General features: G+C 69.0%; 16 protein-coding genes. 5 read left to right on the forward strand and 11 right to left on the reverse strand.

Annotated features, from left to right (window positions below):
- The first annotated feature begins 142 nt into the window (after nucleotides 1–142).
- Nucleotides 143–814: a DedA family protein gene (locus ACZ5IK_RS14230; RefSeq protein ID WP_465488069.1), complete on the forward strand. Its 672-nt coding sequence runs from the start codon at nucleotides 143–145 to the stop codon at nucleotides 812–814.
- Here the strand turns inward: ACZ5IK_RS14230 and ACZ5IK_RS14235 are convergent.
- From ACZ5IK_RS14235 to ACZ5IK_RS14265, 7 genes are all read right to left on the reverse strand, one after another.
- A complete protein-coding gene (locus ACZ5IK_RS14235; RefSeq protein ID WP_465488070.1) occupies nucleotides 811–1,218 on the reverse strand; it encodes a VOC family protein in 408 nt (135 codons plus the stop codon). The two genes, ACZ5IK_RS14230 and ACZ5IK_RS14235, sit on opposite strands and share 4 nt — an antisense overlap.
- Nucleotides 1,219–1,402: 184 nt before the next feature.
- Nucleotides 1,403–2,149 (reverse strand): SDR family oxidoreductase, encoded by a 747-nt coding sequence (locus tag ACZ5IK_RS14240; RefSeq protein WP_465488071.1) that lies wholly within the window; start codon nucleotides 2,147–2,149, stop codon nucleotides 1,403–1,405.
- Nucleotides 2,146–2,793: a nucleoside/nucleotide kinase family protein gene (locus tag ACZ5IK_RS14245; protein WP_465488072.1), complete on the reverse strand. Its 648-nt coding sequence runs from the start codon at nucleotides 2,791–2,793 to the stop codon at nucleotides 2,146–2,148. Before ACZ5IK_RS14245 ends, ACZ5IK_RS14240 begins: the two co-directional genes overlap by 4 nt.
- Nucleotides 2,790–3,668, reverse strand: a complete 879-nt coding sequence (locus ACZ5IK_RS14250) for a PfkB family carbohydrate kinase (protein WP_465488073.1) — start codon at nucleotides 3,666–3,668, stop codon at nucleotides 2,790–2,792. Before ACZ5IK_RS14250 ends, ACZ5IK_RS14245 begins: the two co-directional genes overlap by 4 nt.
- An 8-nt stretch (nucleotides 3,669–3,676) precedes the next feature.
- Entirely contained in the window at nucleotides 3,677–4,486 is an 810-nt protein-coding gene (locus ACZ5IK_RS14255; RefSeq protein WP_465488074.1) for an ATP-binding cassette domain-containing protein, read from the reverse strand.
- Nucleotides 4,483–5,472 carry an ABC transporter permease gene (locus ACZ5IK_RS14260; protein ID WP_184897291.1) on the reverse strand — a complete coding sequence of 330 codons (990 nt, stop codon included), beginning with the start codon at nucleotides 5,470–5,472 and terminating at the stop codon, nucleotides 4,483–4,485. The genes ACZ5IK_RS14255 and ACZ5IK_RS14260 overlap by 4 nt, the downstream gene beginning before the upstream one ends.
- Nucleotides 5,472–6,488, reverse strand: coding sequence for a substrate-binding domain-containing protein (locus ACZ5IK_RS14265; protein ID WP_465488075.1), 1,017 nt, complete (start codon nucleotides 6,486–6,488; stop codon nucleotides 5,472–5,474). The genes ACZ5IK_RS14260 and ACZ5IK_RS14265 overlap by 1 nt, the downstream gene beginning before the upstream one ends.
- Nucleotides 6,489–6,603: 115 nt before the next feature.
- Between ACZ5IK_RS14265 and ACZ5IK_RS14270 the strand changes: the two genes are divergently transcribed.
- The 3 genes from ACZ5IK_RS14270 (at nucleotide 6,604) to ACZ5IK_RS14280 (ending at nucleotide 9,177) form a co-directional block, all read left to right on the forward strand.
- Nucleotides 6,604–7,638: a LacI family DNA-binding transcriptional regulator gene (locus ACZ5IK_RS14270; RefSeq protein WP_465488076.1), complete on the forward strand. Its 1,035-nt coding sequence runs from the start codon at nucleotides 6,604–6,606 to the stop codon at nucleotides 7,636–7,638.
- Nucleotides 7,639–7,726: 88 nt separating this feature from the next.
- Nucleotides 7,727–8,596 (forward strand): LacI family DNA-binding transcriptional regulator, encoded by an 870-nt coding sequence (locus tag ACZ5IK_RS14275; protein WP_168214444.1) that lies wholly within the window; start codon nucleotides 7,727–7,729, stop codon nucleotides 8,594–8,596.
- A gap of 47 nt (nucleotides 8,597–8,643) precedes the next feature.
- Complete coding sequence (locus ACZ5IK_RS14280) at nucleotides 8,644–9,177, forward strand: GNAT family N-acetyltransferase (protein ID WP_465488077.1); 534 nt, start codon at nucleotides 8,644–8,646, stop codon at nucleotides 9,175–9,177.
- 152 nt (nucleotides 9,178–9,329) lie between these two features.
- Here the strand turns inward: ACZ5IK_RS14280 and ACZ5IK_RS14285 are convergent, their stop codons facing one another.
- Nucleotides 9,330–10,349 (reverse strand): glycoside hydrolase family 76 protein, encoded by a 1,020-nt coding sequence (locus ACZ5IK_RS14285; RefSeq protein WP_465488078.1) that lies wholly within the window; start codon nucleotides 10,347–10,349, stop codon nucleotides 9,330–9,332.
- Nucleotides 10,350–10,422: 73 nt separating this feature from the next.
- Between ACZ5IK_RS14285 and ACZ5IK_RS14290 the strand changes: the two genes are divergently transcribed.
- Nucleotides 10,423–12,558: a molybdopterin oxidoreductase family protein gene (locus ACZ5IK_RS14290; protein ID WP_465488079.1), complete on the forward strand. Its 2,136-nt coding sequence runs from the start codon at nucleotides 10,423–10,425 to the stop codon at nucleotides 12,556–12,558.
- A gap of 71 nt (nucleotides 12,559–12,629) precedes the next feature.
- Here the strand turns inward: ACZ5IK_RS14290 and ACZ5IK_RS14295 are convergent, their stop codons facing one another.
- The 3 genes from ACZ5IK_RS14295 to pyrE all read right to left on the reverse strand — a co-directional run bounded on the left by ACZ5IK_RS14295 (nucleotide 12,630) and on the right by pyrE (nucleotide 14,376).
- Complete coding sequence (locus tag ACZ5IK_RS14295; protein WP_465488080.1) at nucleotides 12,630–13,286, reverse strand: TrmH family RNA methyltransferase; 657 nt, start codon at nucleotides 13,284–13,286, stop codon at nucleotides 12,630–12,632.
- Nucleotides 13,287–13,300: 14 nt separating this feature from the next.
- Nucleotides 13,301–13,693, reverse strand: a complete 393-nt coding sequence (locus ACZ5IK_RS14300; RefSeq protein WP_465488081.1) for a DUF2784 domain-containing protein — start codon at nucleotides 13,691–13,693, stop codon at nucleotides 13,301–13,303.
- A 119-nt stretch (nucleotides 13,694–13,812) separates the two neighbouring features.
- On the reverse strand, nucleotides 13,813–14,376 hold the full coding sequence (gene pyrE / locus ACZ5IK_RS14305; RefSeq protein WP_101611368.1) for an orotate phosphoribosyltransferase: 564 nt from the start codon (nucleotides 14,374–14,376) through the stop codon (nucleotides 13,813–13,815).
- Nucleotides 14,377–14,408 lie beyond the last annotated feature (32 nt).

Here is a 14,408-nt window from a genome sequence, read left to right on the forward strand (position 1 = left end):
GAAATGAACGGGACTTTCATTGCAGATTTTGCAATGAAAGTCCCGTTCATTGCGTCCGTGGGGCGCGTGACCGGAACTTTCGGACACCCCGATTCCACGGTTCGGCCGCATGCGGTTCGCCGAGTACACGTAGGCTCGCGGCGTGAGTGAGGTGTACACCGAGGCCGCGGGCATCGGCGTGAGCTGGCTCGACACCGCCGGGCCGGTGCTCGTCTGGGTGATCGTGCTGAGCTTCATCTTCGTGGAGTGCGCGCTGATCATCGGGCTGTTCCTGCCCGGCGACTCCCTGCTGTTCGCGGCCGGGGTCGTCCTCGCGCAGCACGGCTCCGACCTGAACGCGTGGCTGCTCTCGGCGGCCGCGCTGCTCGTCGCGATCCTCGGCAACCAGGTGGGCTACTACATCGGCCGGACGACGGGCACGAAACTGATCGCCCGGCGCGGAGGCAAGGTGCTGAACCGGCACAATCTCGAACGCGCCAGGAACTTCCTCGATCGCAGGGGTTTCTTCGCCATCGTCGCCGCGCGCTGGATCCCGTGGATCCGCACGCTGGCGCCGCTCATCGCCGGGACCGCGCGGATGGATCCGCGCCGCTTCGCCCTCGCGACGGCGCTCGGCGGGCTGCTCTGGGTCCCGACGCTGGTCCTGCTCGGCTACTACGGTGCCGGCCTGCTGGACGAACTCCCGTGGGTGAAGACGGCCGCCCTGTGGATCAGCGTCGCGTTCTTCGTGGTGGGCACGGCCTACGGCGTGATCCGCTACCGCCAGGAGATGCGGCGCCCCGCCGACGAGGTCGAGGACCCCGCGATCACTTAGGCATCCGCCCAGATCTCCAGCTGGATGCCATCGGGGTCACGGAACACGATGACCGACGAGCCTGCCAGGGTTCGCGATCCCTTCGACGGCGTGTAGACGACGCCGTACTCCGAGAGCCGCGCTTCCCACTCGGCCAGTTCCGACCGCGACGAGACCTTGAACGCCACGTGGTCCAGACCGGTCCGCCGTTCGTCGAACCGCGGCCGCTCGGTGTCCTGATGTTCGACGAGCACCACCGCGAAACCCTCGCTCGGCGAGCGCAACACGACCTTCCGCAGACCCGTTTCGGGGTCTTCGCGACGCGTGAACTCCTCGAGTTCGAGCACGCGGGCGTACCAGGGCACGCTCCGGTCCACGTCGGTCACGGTGAGTGCCAGGTGGTGCACAGACATGAGCTTGGACATCGGGGATGACCGTCCTGATCAAGAGCTTGGGGGCGCAACCAGGGTGACACAGGCGCCTGGGGCCACGAGGTGATCCGCCGACTTCCCACATGAATCGTGATATCTGCCGGGAAACCGTGTTAAAAAGTGGCTGAACCGCACGCGGACCCGATATCCGCTCGTAACCGGTCCGTGGCCCCGGGGGTCAACGCCCTCCGCCGACGGTCAGCACCGTTCCGGTGGTGTACGACGCGGCCGGGGAAAGCAGCCACAGCACGGCTTCCGCGACTTCGCCGGGTTCGCCCGCTCGCCCCATCGGAATGGTCGGGGCGATCCGGTCCATCCGATCGGGCAGCCCGGCCGCCGCGTGCAGGCCGGTGTGGATCATCCCCGGTGCGACGGCGTTGATCCGGACGGACTCCCGCGCGACTTCTTGCGCCACGCCGTAGGTCATCGTTTCGACCGCCGCCTTGGTCCCCGCGTAATGGACCCACTCCCCGGGCGAGCCGGTCCGCGCGGCGGTGGAGGACACCGTCACGATCGCGCCGCCCGCGCCGCCGTACCGGGTGGACATCCGACGGATGCCCTCGCGGACGCACAGGAAGACGCCCGTGATGTTGACATCCACCACGCGACGGACGACGTCGACGTCATATTCGTCGAAGCGGCCGGGGGTGTTGCCGGTGATGGCCGCGTTCGCGACCACCCCGGCGAGGGGACCGAGTCCGGCGGCCGCGTCGAACAGGGCCAGCACGTCGTCTTCGGACGCGACGTCCCCGCGCTGGGCGATCGCCTGGACGCCGTGCTTCCGGGCACGCGAAGCGACGTCCTCGGCCGCTTCGGCGTCACCCGCGTAGTTGACGACGACGTCGTACCCGCGCGCGGCGGCCAGTTCACAGACCGCCGCGCCGATGCCCTTGCTGCCGCCGGTGACGATGAGAACACCACTCATATGGCGAAGTTGACCAGCGGAAGATTTTCGAGGACCAGGTCGGCCCGGCCGCTGGTGGACGCGATCAAATCGGCGTTGCGCTGGTCGGAACCGAGTGCGCGGCGGCGCGCGTCGACCAGCGAACGGCCGTAGCGGCGGTGGCGCGAAACGAGCCGCTCGATGCGCTCGGGTTCGTCCGGTGCGAGGAACCAGGACTCGGCGAGGATCGGCTTCACGCCGCTCCACGGGTCGTCCTGCATGAGCAGGTAGTTCCCCTCGGTGATGACCAGCGGGACGTCCGGCGTGACCGCGACGGCACCGGCGATCGGCTCCTCGACCTCGCGGCGGAACTCGGGCGCGTAGACCGTCTCGCGGCCTTCGGCGAGCCTTCGCAGCAGGTGCACGTACCCGGCGGCGTCGAAGGTGTCCGGCGCGCCCTTGCGCTCCGCGCGGCCGAGGCGCTGCAGTTCCACCTGCGCCAGGTGGAAACCGTCCATCCCGACCACGGCCGCCCTCGTGCCCAGCGCCTTCGCCAGGCCCCAGGCCAGGGTCGTCTTGCCGGACGCGGGGGCACCGACGATCCCGAGCACGCTGCGCTGCCCCGGCTTCGCCAGCGTCTGAGCCCTGCTCAACAGGTCCTCGAACACCGGAGGCATGGCTGTCATGGCAGTCCTTTCTTCGCGACCGCGGCCGTCCACGACCTCGGTCCTTCATGCCGCACCCGTTCGGCGGCCACCTCGTTGGCGAACTCGATCCAGCCGGGGACATCCCCTGTGTCCCTGGCGACCGCGTACGCGAAAGCGCCGTGCCAGACGTCGCCCGCCCCTAGCGTGTCACGCGCCCGGGTGACGGGGACGGGGATCTCACCGGAGCCGTCCGCCGTCGACCAGCGCACCGGATCGGGGCCCGCGGTCGTGATCACCACCGGCACTCCGTGCGCTCGCGGATCGTCCCCGCGGTAGAGCGAGGAGCACGCGGCGATGTCGACCAGCGGCAGGAGTTCGGCGAAGACCGGCTTCCAGCTCCCGGCGTCGAGCACCACCGGCACGCCGCGCTCCCGCGCCCAGCGCGCGACCTCCAGGGCGACCTCCGGATGGTGCCCGTCGAGGAGCACGCACCCGGGCAATTCGTCCTCTGGTTGCGGTAGTTGCGCGTGCAAGGACCGCAACGAGAGGACGAATTGCGCCGGGGTGGGGTGTCCAGAGGCGTGGGCGTTGCGCGAGACGACGGTGCGTTCCCCGTCGGAGTCACGGACGACGATGGCGCTGATCGCGGGCGGATCGGGCAGTGCTGGATCGAGGTCGACGAGGTCGACGCCGTGCGCCTCGAGGTCGGTGCGGGCCAGTGCCGCCAGCGGGTGCGCACCGGCGACCGTCAAGAGCGTCGCCCCGGCGCCGAGCGCGGCCACGGTCACCGCCGCGTTCGTCGCCGGCCCCCCGGCTGCGACGTCCACGGACAGCGAACGCACCTTCTCGCCCGGCGCCGGGAATTCGGCGACGCGCTGAACCTGGTCGACGGTGCACAAGCCCGCCAGCAGCACCCGCCGCACTACAGGCCCGTGTGCACGGCTGCGGCTACCTCTTCGACTTCGCCGTTCTCGCCGAGCTTCAGCGCACCCGTGAGCAGGCCGACGACCTGGTTCATCGTGTGCGTCTTCGGCGAGACGACCGCGACGCGCTTGCCGAGGCGGTGCACGTGGATGCGGTCGGCGATGTCGAACACGTGCGGCATGTTGTGGCTGATCAGCACCACCGGCAGGCCGCGTTCACGGATCCGGTTGATCAGGTCGAGCACCTTGCCGGATTCGGCGACGCCGAGCGCGGCGGTGGGCTCGTCCATGATCACCGCCTTGGTGCCGAACGCGGCCGCCCGCGCGACCGCGACACCCTGGCGCTGCCCGCCCGACAGCGTCTCCACCGGCTGCGTGATGGACTTGATGTTGATGCCGAGTTCGTCCAGGATCCGCTGGGCGTCGGCCCGCATGGTCGCGGTGTCCAGCTTCCTGAACAGCTGTCCGAACAGATCCTTGCGCCGCTTTTCCCGGCCCAGGAACATGTTCGACGCGATGTCGAGCGCCGGGGCGACGGCGAGATCCTGGTACACCGTCTCGATCCCGTAGTGGCGAGCGTCCAAAGGGGACTTGAAGTGCACGGTCCGACCGTCCACTTTGATCTCACCGGCGTCCGGGATCACCGCGCCCGAAAGGGCTTTGATGAGGCTCGACTTCCCGGCGCCGTTGTCGCCGACGACGGCGAGCACCTCACCGGGGAACAGTTCGAAGTCGGCGCCGTCGATGGCGGTGACCCGGCCATAGCGTTTGACGAGTCCCTGGGCGGACAACGTGGGAGTGGGGCTCATGACTGCTGCCTCCTCGCGAAACGGTCGACGCAGACGGCGCCGATGAGCAGGGCACCGGTCGCGACGTCCTGGTAGAGCGCGTCCACCCCGAGCTGGGTCAGCCCGGACCGCAGGACCGCGACGACCAGCGCGCCCATCATCGTGCCGAGAACCGAACCCCGGCCGCCGAACAGGCTCGCGCCGCCGAGCACCACCGCGGTGATCGAGTCGAGGTTGCCGAGCTGGAAGGCGTTCGGGTCGGCGTTCGGCACCCGGCCGAGCGCCTGCCAGGCCGCGATCCCGACGATCACCCCGGCGACGATGTACACCGAAAGGATCGTCCGGTTGACCTTGATCCCGGACAGCCGCGCGGATTCCGGCGCGTTGCCGACCGCGTAGACGTGCTTGCCCCACGGCGTCCGCGTGAGCGCGTACCAAAGTGCCAGGTACATCAGCAAAGCCAGCGTCATGCCGTAGGTGATCGGGATGCCGCCGAACAGGTAGCGGCGGGTGCCGAGCCATTTGAGCAGCGAGTCGGCGACCGGGACGGCCTGGCCGCTCGCGAACAGTTTCGCGGCCGCGGTGAGCACCGTCAGCAGGCCGAGCGTGACGATGAACGGCGGCAGTTTGATCCGGGTGACCAGCGAACCGGTGACCATCCCGATCACCACCGTCGCCACGATTCCCAGCAGCAGCGCCCAAATCCCGGAAACGCCGCCGACGACGAGTTTCGCCATGATCAGCGTCGCGAGCACCATCGCGGCCGCGTTGGCCAGGTCGATGCCCGCGGTCAGGATGATCAGCGTCTGCCCGAGGGCGAGCGTGCCGACCACCAGGGACTGTTGCACCACAAGGGAAAGGTTGTCGAGATCGAGGAAGGTGTCCGTCGACAGGGAGAACACCACGATCGCGACGAGCAGGGCCAGCGCGGGCCCGACCGCCGGTGCGCGCAGGAAGAACTCACCGATGGTCGGCCGCTCGTTGCCCTTGAGGGTCGCTGTTGCCATCACTTCGTCCCCCAGCAGTTCTCGAGGCCCCACTTGGTGTCCTGGCTTTCCACGCCGGGGATCGGCTTGTCCGTGATCACCGCGGATCCGGTGTTGACGAACCCGCTCGGCTTCTTGCCGGTCTTGGCGTACTCGACGGCGGCGAGGACGCCCTGCTCCGCCATCTTCTTGGGGAACTGCATGACCGTGGCGGCGTACTGGCCGTCGCGGACGTTCTTGACACCTTCACAACCACCGTCGATCGAGCCCATCACGATCTGGTTCACCAGGCCGCGGGCCTGGAGCGCGGCGTAGGTGCCGCGGCCCATCGGCTCGTTCATCGTGTAGACGGCGTTGATGTCGGTGGTGCGCTGCAGCAGGTTCTCCACGCCCTGCTGAGCCAGGCTCTGGTCGCCGTTCGCGGGCGTCTTGCCCTTCATCTCCGGCGACGCGTCGGTCAGGCCGATGCCCTTGAGGAACCCGGTGTGCCGCTGGGTGTCCACTGTGGATCCGGCGGTGCCGTCCACCATGAACAGCTTCGGCGGCTTGCCTGTCAGCACGGCTTTGACGTACGCGCCTTGCTGACGTCCGGCCTCGAAGTTGTCCGTGGCGAAGGTGGCGTCGACGGCGGTGTCGGGTTCGGTCGCGGTGTCGAGCGCGATGACCAGCACCCCGGCCTTGCGGGCGCGGTCGATGGCGTCGAGGACGCCGGTCGAGGAACTCGGCGTGATCAGGATGGTGTTCGCGCCCTGCTGCATGAGGTTCTCGATGGCCCGGACCTGGCCGTCGTTGTCACCGTCGAACTGGCCGGCGAGCGCGTTGAACTCGGCGCCGTTCGCTTCGGCGGCCGCCTTGGCCGCCGCTCTCAGCTCGACGAAGTAGGGATTGGTGTCGGTCTTGGTGACCAGGCCGACCTTGGCCTTGCCACCACCGCCTGCGTTCGATCCGCCACCCCAGTGGCGTTCGACCGTGCACCCGGCCGAGGTCACCGCGAGTGCGGCGGCCATGGCGAGCACAGTGAGACTGCGCTGTCTCATGAGAGATGCCCTCCGATTCAAGGCTATCGGCGATGGACCGGAAGGTAGACAGGGTTATGCTCACTCGCAAGCGTTTGCGCAAACGCTTGCCAGCGACTTTGATCGAGGATTGGTAATGCCGCCGTCACGCTCCTCCCGCCCCACCCAACGCGATATCGCCGAGCTGGCGGGAGTCTCGATCACGACGGTCTCACACGTGGTCAACGGGACGAGAGCGGTGGCCGAGGAGACCAAGGCCGCGGTCCTGCGCGCGATCGAGCAGACCGGCTACACCGGTGACGCCATCGCCCGTTCCCTGGTCACCGGCGGCACGCGGTCGATCGGCGTCGCGATCTCCCTGCTGGCGAACCCGTACTTCGCCCTGCTGATCCAGGCGATCGAGCGCGAAGCCGCGTCAGCCGGCTACACGGTCTTGCTGGCGGACACGCACGACACCGTCGACACCGAGCGTGAAACCGTGCGAACCCTGCGCTCACGCCGGGTCGACGGACTGCTGATCACGCCGTCGCCCGGCGACGGTTCGGTGATCGGCGAGCTCGTCTCGCTGGACGTTCCGACGGTGCTCATCGACCGGCTCTCCACCCGCACCGACGTCGACCAGGTCGGCGCGGAGAACATCCAGTCGACGTCCGCGCTGACGGCGCATCTGGCGTCGCTCGGGCATCAGCGGATCGGCATGATCAGCGGCACGGCGGGGTTGAGCACCAGCGAGGAACGCATCCTCGGCTACCGGCTGGGGCTCGGCCGGTCGGGTTTGACCTGGTCGGAGGACCTGGTCGCGTGCGGACAGTCGTCGCGTGCGGGCGGCGCGCTGGCGCTGAGCACGCTGCTCGCGCTGCCGGAACCGCCGACGGCGCTGGTGGTCGGCAACGACAGCATGATGGTCGGGGTGCTGCACGAGCTGCGCAAACGCGGGCTGCGCGCCGGGATCGACCTGCCGGTGGTGGTCTACGACGACGTCGAGTGGGCCGATCTGGTCGATCCGCCGCTGACCACGATGGCGCAGCCGATCGAGGAGATCGGCACACAGGCGGTGCGCCTGTTGCTGGCCAGGATCAACGATCCGGCACGCAAGGCCCAGACGCTTCGGATTCCGCCTACTCTCCGCCATCGGGCGTCCTGCGGATGCGCGCATGTTCACTCACATTGATGATTGTTGGCCGACTTTCCGGTCTCGCCGCCGAGCGGGGGTCCGTCAGCCGTTACCTTCATTCAAGCTCGGATGAAGGCGTGGACCGATGACCGCATTGTCGCCGGCGTTACCCCTGTGGGAGGACACCCCTGTCACCCACCGGTTCGGGGTGGCCATGGCGATGCACGCGAACCCCTATTCGGGTGAGCTCATCCGCGCCATCCGCCGCGCCGGACGACGTCACGGCTGCGAAATCACCCTCGCCGACACCGGGGACAGCGTCGCCGAAGAGGCCGCGGTCATCCGCGCGCTGCGGGCGGACCGCGTCGACGGTGTCCTGCTCGTCCCGGCGGCCGGTGACGAAGCGGTGATCAACGGACTGGTCCGGATGGGTGTGCCGACCGTGCTCGTCGACCGGATGGCCGGACGCAACGACGTCGACCAGGTCGGTTCCGAGAACATCCAGGCCGTGTGCGCGCTCGTGCGGCACCTCGCCGGGCTGCGGCACCGCAAGATCGGCTTCATCTCGGGCGAAGAGGACATGGCCACCTTCGAGGAGCGGGCGCTGGGGTACCGGCTCGGCCTCGGCCGCTCCGGCATCCGGTGGACGTCGCAGCTGGTCGCGTGCGGGCAGTCGACCCCGGGTGGAGCGGCCGCCGCGACGGCGAAACTGCTCGACAGCTGGCCGTCGCCGACGGCGCTCGTGGTGGCGAGCGAGGCGATGATGATCGGCGTCCAGTACGAGGCGCACCGGCTCGGCATCCGGATCGGGCGCGACCTGGCGATCGTCGGCTACGGCGACATGGAGTGGGCGGGTCAGGTGACCCCGGCGGTGACCACGATGGCGCAGCCGATCGAGGAGATCGGGCGCAAGGCCGTCGAACTCCTGCTGGCCCGGATCACCGACCCTGAGCGACGACCCGAATCCGTACGGCTCGCACCGCGCTTCATACACCGTCAGTCGTGCGGCTGCTGAATCACAACCCGCTGGTCAGAAGGCCGCCTCCGGGTGATGATGGCGGAATGACCGAGCTGTGGACCGTGCACACCGCCGACCTCGACGCCGCCGTGCTGAAAGCGGCACGCGCCCTGCTCGACGACGCCTTCGACGGTGATTTCAGCGAAGACGACTGGCAGAACGCCCTCGGCGGCATGCATACGCTGATCTGGGAGGGCGGCGAGCTGATCGGGCACGCGTCGCTGGTCCAGCGACGGCTGATGCACGACGGGCGGGCGCTGCGGACGGGGTACGTCGAGGCGGTCGCCGTCCGGTCGGATCACCGGCGGCGCGGTCACGGCGCCGCGATGATGGACGCGCTGGAGCTGGTCCTGCGGAAGGCGTACGACCTCGGGGCGCTTTCGGCGTCCGACGAGGCGCTGGAGTTCTACGCGTCGCGCGGGTGGCTGCTGTGGCGCGGTCCTTCGTCGGCCATGACGCCTTCGGGCGTGGAGGCGACGAAGGAGGACGACGGGTCGATCCACGTGCTGCCGGTGGGGGTCACCATGGATCTGGACGGGGAGATCACCGCGGACTGGCGCTCGGGCGACGTCTGGTGACCCCTGACCGCAAGTAGTCCTCTACTTGCGGCTTACCCCCACTCGCGCTCGGTCACCCCACGTGAGCGCCGCAAGTAGAGGACTACTTGCGTGCGGTCTCGCCTGTGTCTTGAAAGGGGCTTTCAGGACGAAAAATGTCCTGAAAGCCCCTTTCAAGACATCCGGCGCTCCAGGGTGGCGGCGGCTTCGAGGAGCATCCAAGCGCTGATCTGAACGGACAGGTCGCGTTCGGGGGCGTCGGGGGCGAGGGGGAGCGAAGGCGCCGGAGTCGCCCAGTCCGCGCTGAAGAGCGGCCCGTGCGGCGTCTCGGTGGCGCCGGTCCAGCAGGCCTCGGCCGACCGGATGACCAGATCGCGTGCCACCCCGCTCGGCAGCAGCGGCGCGGCGAGGGCCAGGTAGCGCGCAAGGATCCCGGCGAACAGGCCGCCGTCGCCGTCTCCCTGTCCCCGGATCACCCCGTTCGGCGCGACGTGCTCCGCTACCGCGTGGATCACGTGCTCCACTCTGTCCACTTCGGACAGTTCCAGACAGGCGCCGAGGTAAACCCCTTGGCAGTAGGTGAAAATGTGCTTGACCAGTTCGCCGGAGCCGACGCGGAGGCCATCCCACACTAGTCCGGTCTCCGGATCGACGAGCCGCTCGGTCATCCAGTCGGTCAGACCCCGCGCGTGCTGTTCGGCCCCTTCGCGCGCGTGGAAGATCGCGGCCGGGCCGTTCGCGGGCGCGTTCTTGAAATCGTCGCCGACGCGCCACCGGATCCCGCCGCCCGCTTCGTCGGTCCAGCCTTCGCGCAGCCGCGAACTGATCGCCTCCAGCCCGCCGCGGACGTCCAGCCCGAGGTGCCCCACGCGTTGCAGCGCGAGGCCGAGCCAGGCGATGTCGTCGTAATAGTCGTTGATCCACTTGCCGAAGTTGCGCAGTCGCACCGACGCCACGAACCGGTCGATCAGCTTCAGCCTGTCCGGCGAAGGGTCCCGCAGTTGCGCGTCGACGAGGGTGTCCAGCAGATGCGCCTGCCACCAGTAGTTCCAGTGCCAGTGGACACGCTGACCCACCGACGGCGGCCAGCCGCTGCGGCCGAGCACGGTCCCGGGCAGTCCCCATACCCGGCGCAGATGCCGGTCGCGGACCGCGCGTTCGGCGGCCGCGGCCCGGTCGGCGAGTGCGGTCATCGCGCCATCATCCCTTGCCCGCTGACATACCGCTCAGTATGTTAAGGCGATACCCGACCCCGCGAGGTGCTTCATGACCACGGCGCACGTGACCTGCCCGCTCTGCGAAGCCACTTGCGGCCTGGAGGTGACGATCGACGAGAAGAGCCTCGTCACCCGGGTCCAGGGCGACCGCGAGGACGTCTTCTCCCAGGGTTACCTCTGCCCGAAGGGCGCCTCGCTCGGCGCGCTGCACCACGATCCGGACAGGCTCACCGCGCCGCTGGTCAAACGCGACGGCGAGTTCGTCGAGGTCGGCTGGGACGAGGCCTTCGCCGAGATCGACCGGCGGCTCCGGCCGATCATCGAGGAGCACGGCAAGAACGCCGTCGCCGTCTACTCGGGCAATCCGACGGTGCACAACGCGGCACTGGTGCTCTACGGCCGTGTGTTCTTCAAAGCCTTGGGCACCAAGAACTTCTACACCGCGACCACGGTCGACCAGATGCCGAAGCACTTCTCGTCCGGCTACCTCTTCGGCGATCCGCAGACCATTCCCGTCGCCGACCTCGACCGCACTGAGCACCTGCTCATTCTGGGAGCGAACCCGTTGGTGTCCAACGGAAGCCTGATGACCGCGGCCGACACCCGCGGCAGGTTGCGCGGGATCCAGAAGCGGGCCGGCAAGATCGTCGTCCTCGATCCGCGCCGCACCCGGACCGCCCAGCTCGCCGACGAGCACCACGCGATCCGGCCCGGCACCGACGCGTTGTTCCTGTTCGCGCTGGTCAACGTCCTGTTCGCGGAAAATCGCGTCAGTCCCGGTGAGCACGTCAACGGTGTCGACGAGGTTCGCGCGCTCGCCGAGCCGTTCACGCCGGAGGCGGTCGCGCCCGCGACCGGGATCGACGCCGCCGAGATCCGCCGCATCGCCCTCGAGCTCGCCAACGCCGAGCGGGCCGCGGTCTACGGCCGGATGGGGACCACGACCCAGTCGTACGGCACCATCGCGAGCTGGCTGGTCGACGTCGTCAACGCGCTCACCGGCAACCTCGACCGCGAGGGCGGCGTCATGTTCCCGCTGCCCGCCGCGTGGAAGCCGCGACGGTCTTCGCCGTTCACCAGCGGCCGCTGGACAAGCCGGGTGCGCGGCTATCCGGAGGTGCTCGGCGAGTTGCCGGTGGCCACCCTCGCGGACGAGATCGAGACGCCCGGCGAGGGCCGGGTCCGGGCGCTGGTGACCATCAGCGGCAACCCGGCGCTGAGCACGCCCAACTCCGCGCGGCTCACGGAAGCGTTGCGGCAGCTGGACTTCATGGTCTCCCTCGACGTCTATCTCAACGAGACCACCCGGCACGCCGACGTCATCCTGCCCGGGCCGTCACCGCTGGAGCGGCCGCACTACGACGTCGCGCTGTACACGCTCGCCGTGCGCAACGTGGCGAACTGGACGCCTCCGACCCTCGAAACGGACATGCCGCAGGAATGGGTGACCCTGCTGCGGATGGCCGGGATCGCCGCCGGCCAGGGCCCGGACGTCGACGTCGCCGCCTTCGACACGATGGTCGCGGCCGAGACGGCGCGGCGCACCGGCGTCGACCTGTCGCTCGCCGAAGGCCGCACGGGACCGGCGCGGATGATCGACCTGATGCTGCGCGGCGGACCGTACGGGCTGAAACTCGCCGACCTCGAAGCCGCGCCGCACGGCATCGACCTCGGCGCGCTGAAGCCGCGGCTGCCGGAGGTGCTCAGCACCGCGAGCGGGAAGGTCGAGCTGGCCCCGGACGCGATCACGAAGGACGTCCCGCGGCTGCGCGCGGAACTCGGCAAGGCACCCGACGGCGGGCTGCTGCTCATCGGACGGCGGCATCTGAGCTCGAACAACTCGTGGATGCACAACCTGACGCCCCTGGTGCGCGGCGGAAACCGGTGCACCGTCCAAGTTCACCCGGACGACGCGTCCCGGCTCGGGCTGACCGACGGCGGGCTCGCGTCGGTGACGTCGAGGGCGGGGAAGCTCGAAGTGCCGGTCGAGGTCACGGCCGACGTCCGGCCCGGCGTGGTGAGCATGCCGCACGGCTGGGGTCACGACGCCGAAGGCATGCGCACGAAGGTCGCGACGGCGCATGCCGGGGTCAACTCGAACCTCGTCGCCGACGAGACCCTGCTCGACGTCCCGTCCGGGAACGCCGTGCTGAACGGGATCCCGGTCGAGGTCGCCCCGGTCTAGCCCGCGTTTCGTCCTCTAGTTGCGGTCCTTGCACACGCAACTACCGCAACTAGAGGACGAAACGCGGGGGGTTACCAGGCCGTGGCGAGGTCGGCGTGCTGCCGGACCCAGGCGTGCATGACGATCCCGGCGGCGACGCCGGCGTTGATGGAGCGCGTCGTGCCGAACTGCGCGATCGAGACGACCAGCGACGCGGTCTTCTGCGCCTCGGCCGACAGCCCCGGCCCTTCCTGGCCGAACAGGAGGACACACTCGCGCGGCAGTTCCGCGGTCTCGACGGGCTGCGAGCCGGGGGTGTTGTCGACGGCGACCACGGCGAGCCCCTCTTCGGCGGCGAAGGTCAGCAGCCCGGAGACGTCCTCGTGGTGGAGAAGGTGCTGGTAGCGGTCGGTCACCATGGCGCCGCGCCGGTTCCAGCGCCGCCGTCCGACGATGTGCACGGCCGCGGCGGCGAACGCGTTCGCCGTCCGGACCACGGTGCCGATGTTGTGATCGTGCTGGAAGTTCTCGATCGCCACGTGGAACGGGTGCCGCCGGGCGTCCACATCGGACACGATCGCCTCGCGCCGCCAGTAGCGGTACGGGTCGACGACGTTGCGGCGGTCACCGTTGGCCAGCAGTTCGGGGTCGTACCGCTCGTCCGCGGGCCACTCGCCCTCCCACGGTCCGACGCCGACCTCTTCCCGCGCCACCCATTCGGTGGGGCCCGCTTCTTCCGACGAGTTCACCCGGAGATTGTCACTCAGCCCATGCTGACGCGGTGCGCCGGTGCGTCCCCGTCGTGGTGGCGGTGGCGCCAGCGCTGGACCGTGCCGACGTAGGAGACGATCACCGTCACCATCGCGATCAGCACCACGACCGGCAGCATCGAGCGCGGGAACACCGTGTCGTAGAGGTAGTAGGCGTTGAAGCCGCCGGGCAGGTCGCCGAGGCCCTGCTGGTGACGGAAGTAGTTCTCGGCCGCCGTCAGCGGGCACGGCCAGGGGAAGACGTTGACGAGGATCCCCCATGCGGCGAAGAACACATGCACGAAGATCACCTTCGGCCACCGCCACGCGAGAAAACCACCGAATCCGATGAACAGCAGCGCGAAAATGTGCACCGCGACTGTCACGTTCGCCAGGAAACCCGCCACCTCAAGCCCCCTTTCACTCCCCTACCAGCGACGTTACCCCTCTCGTATTGAGAATCGCTCACGAAAAAAGGGGCATCCTCCGTTCGCGAACGGAGGATGCCCCCTTGGGGAAGCTTTAATCAGGACAGACCGAGATCGTCCTTGTTCAGAATGTAACGGTATTCGAGGCCTTCCTTCTCGATGGCCTCGCGCGCTCCGGTGTCCCTGTCGACGACGGTCGCGACGCCGACCACGTTCGCCCCGGCGTCGCGCAGCGCCTTGACGGCGGTGAGCACGCTGCCGCCGGTGGTCGAGGTGTCCTCGACGGCGAGCACCCGCTGCCCCAGCACCTCGACGCCTTCGATCTGGCGCTGCATGCCGTGCGCCTTCGCGCCCTTGCGGACGACGAACGCGTCGAGCACGACACCGTCGGTGGCCGCGGAGTGCAGCATCGCCAGCGCCACCGGGTCCGCGCCGAGGGTCAGGCCGCCGGCGGCGACGTAGTTCCAGTCGTGCGTGAGCTGACGGAGCAGCTTCCCGATGAGCGGGGCGGCCGCGTGATGCAGCGTCGCCCGCCGGAGATCGATGTAGTAGTCGGCTTCCTTGCCGGACGACAAGGTCACCTTTCCGTGCACGACGGCGAGTTCGCCGACCAGTCTCGCCAGTTCGAGTTTCGCCGCTTGATCAACCCCGGGGTACGCCACGGCCGAGAGTCTTACACACGGCTCGCGGCGCA

Source organism: Amycolatopsis sp. NPDC031561 (genome assembly GCF_055580625.1).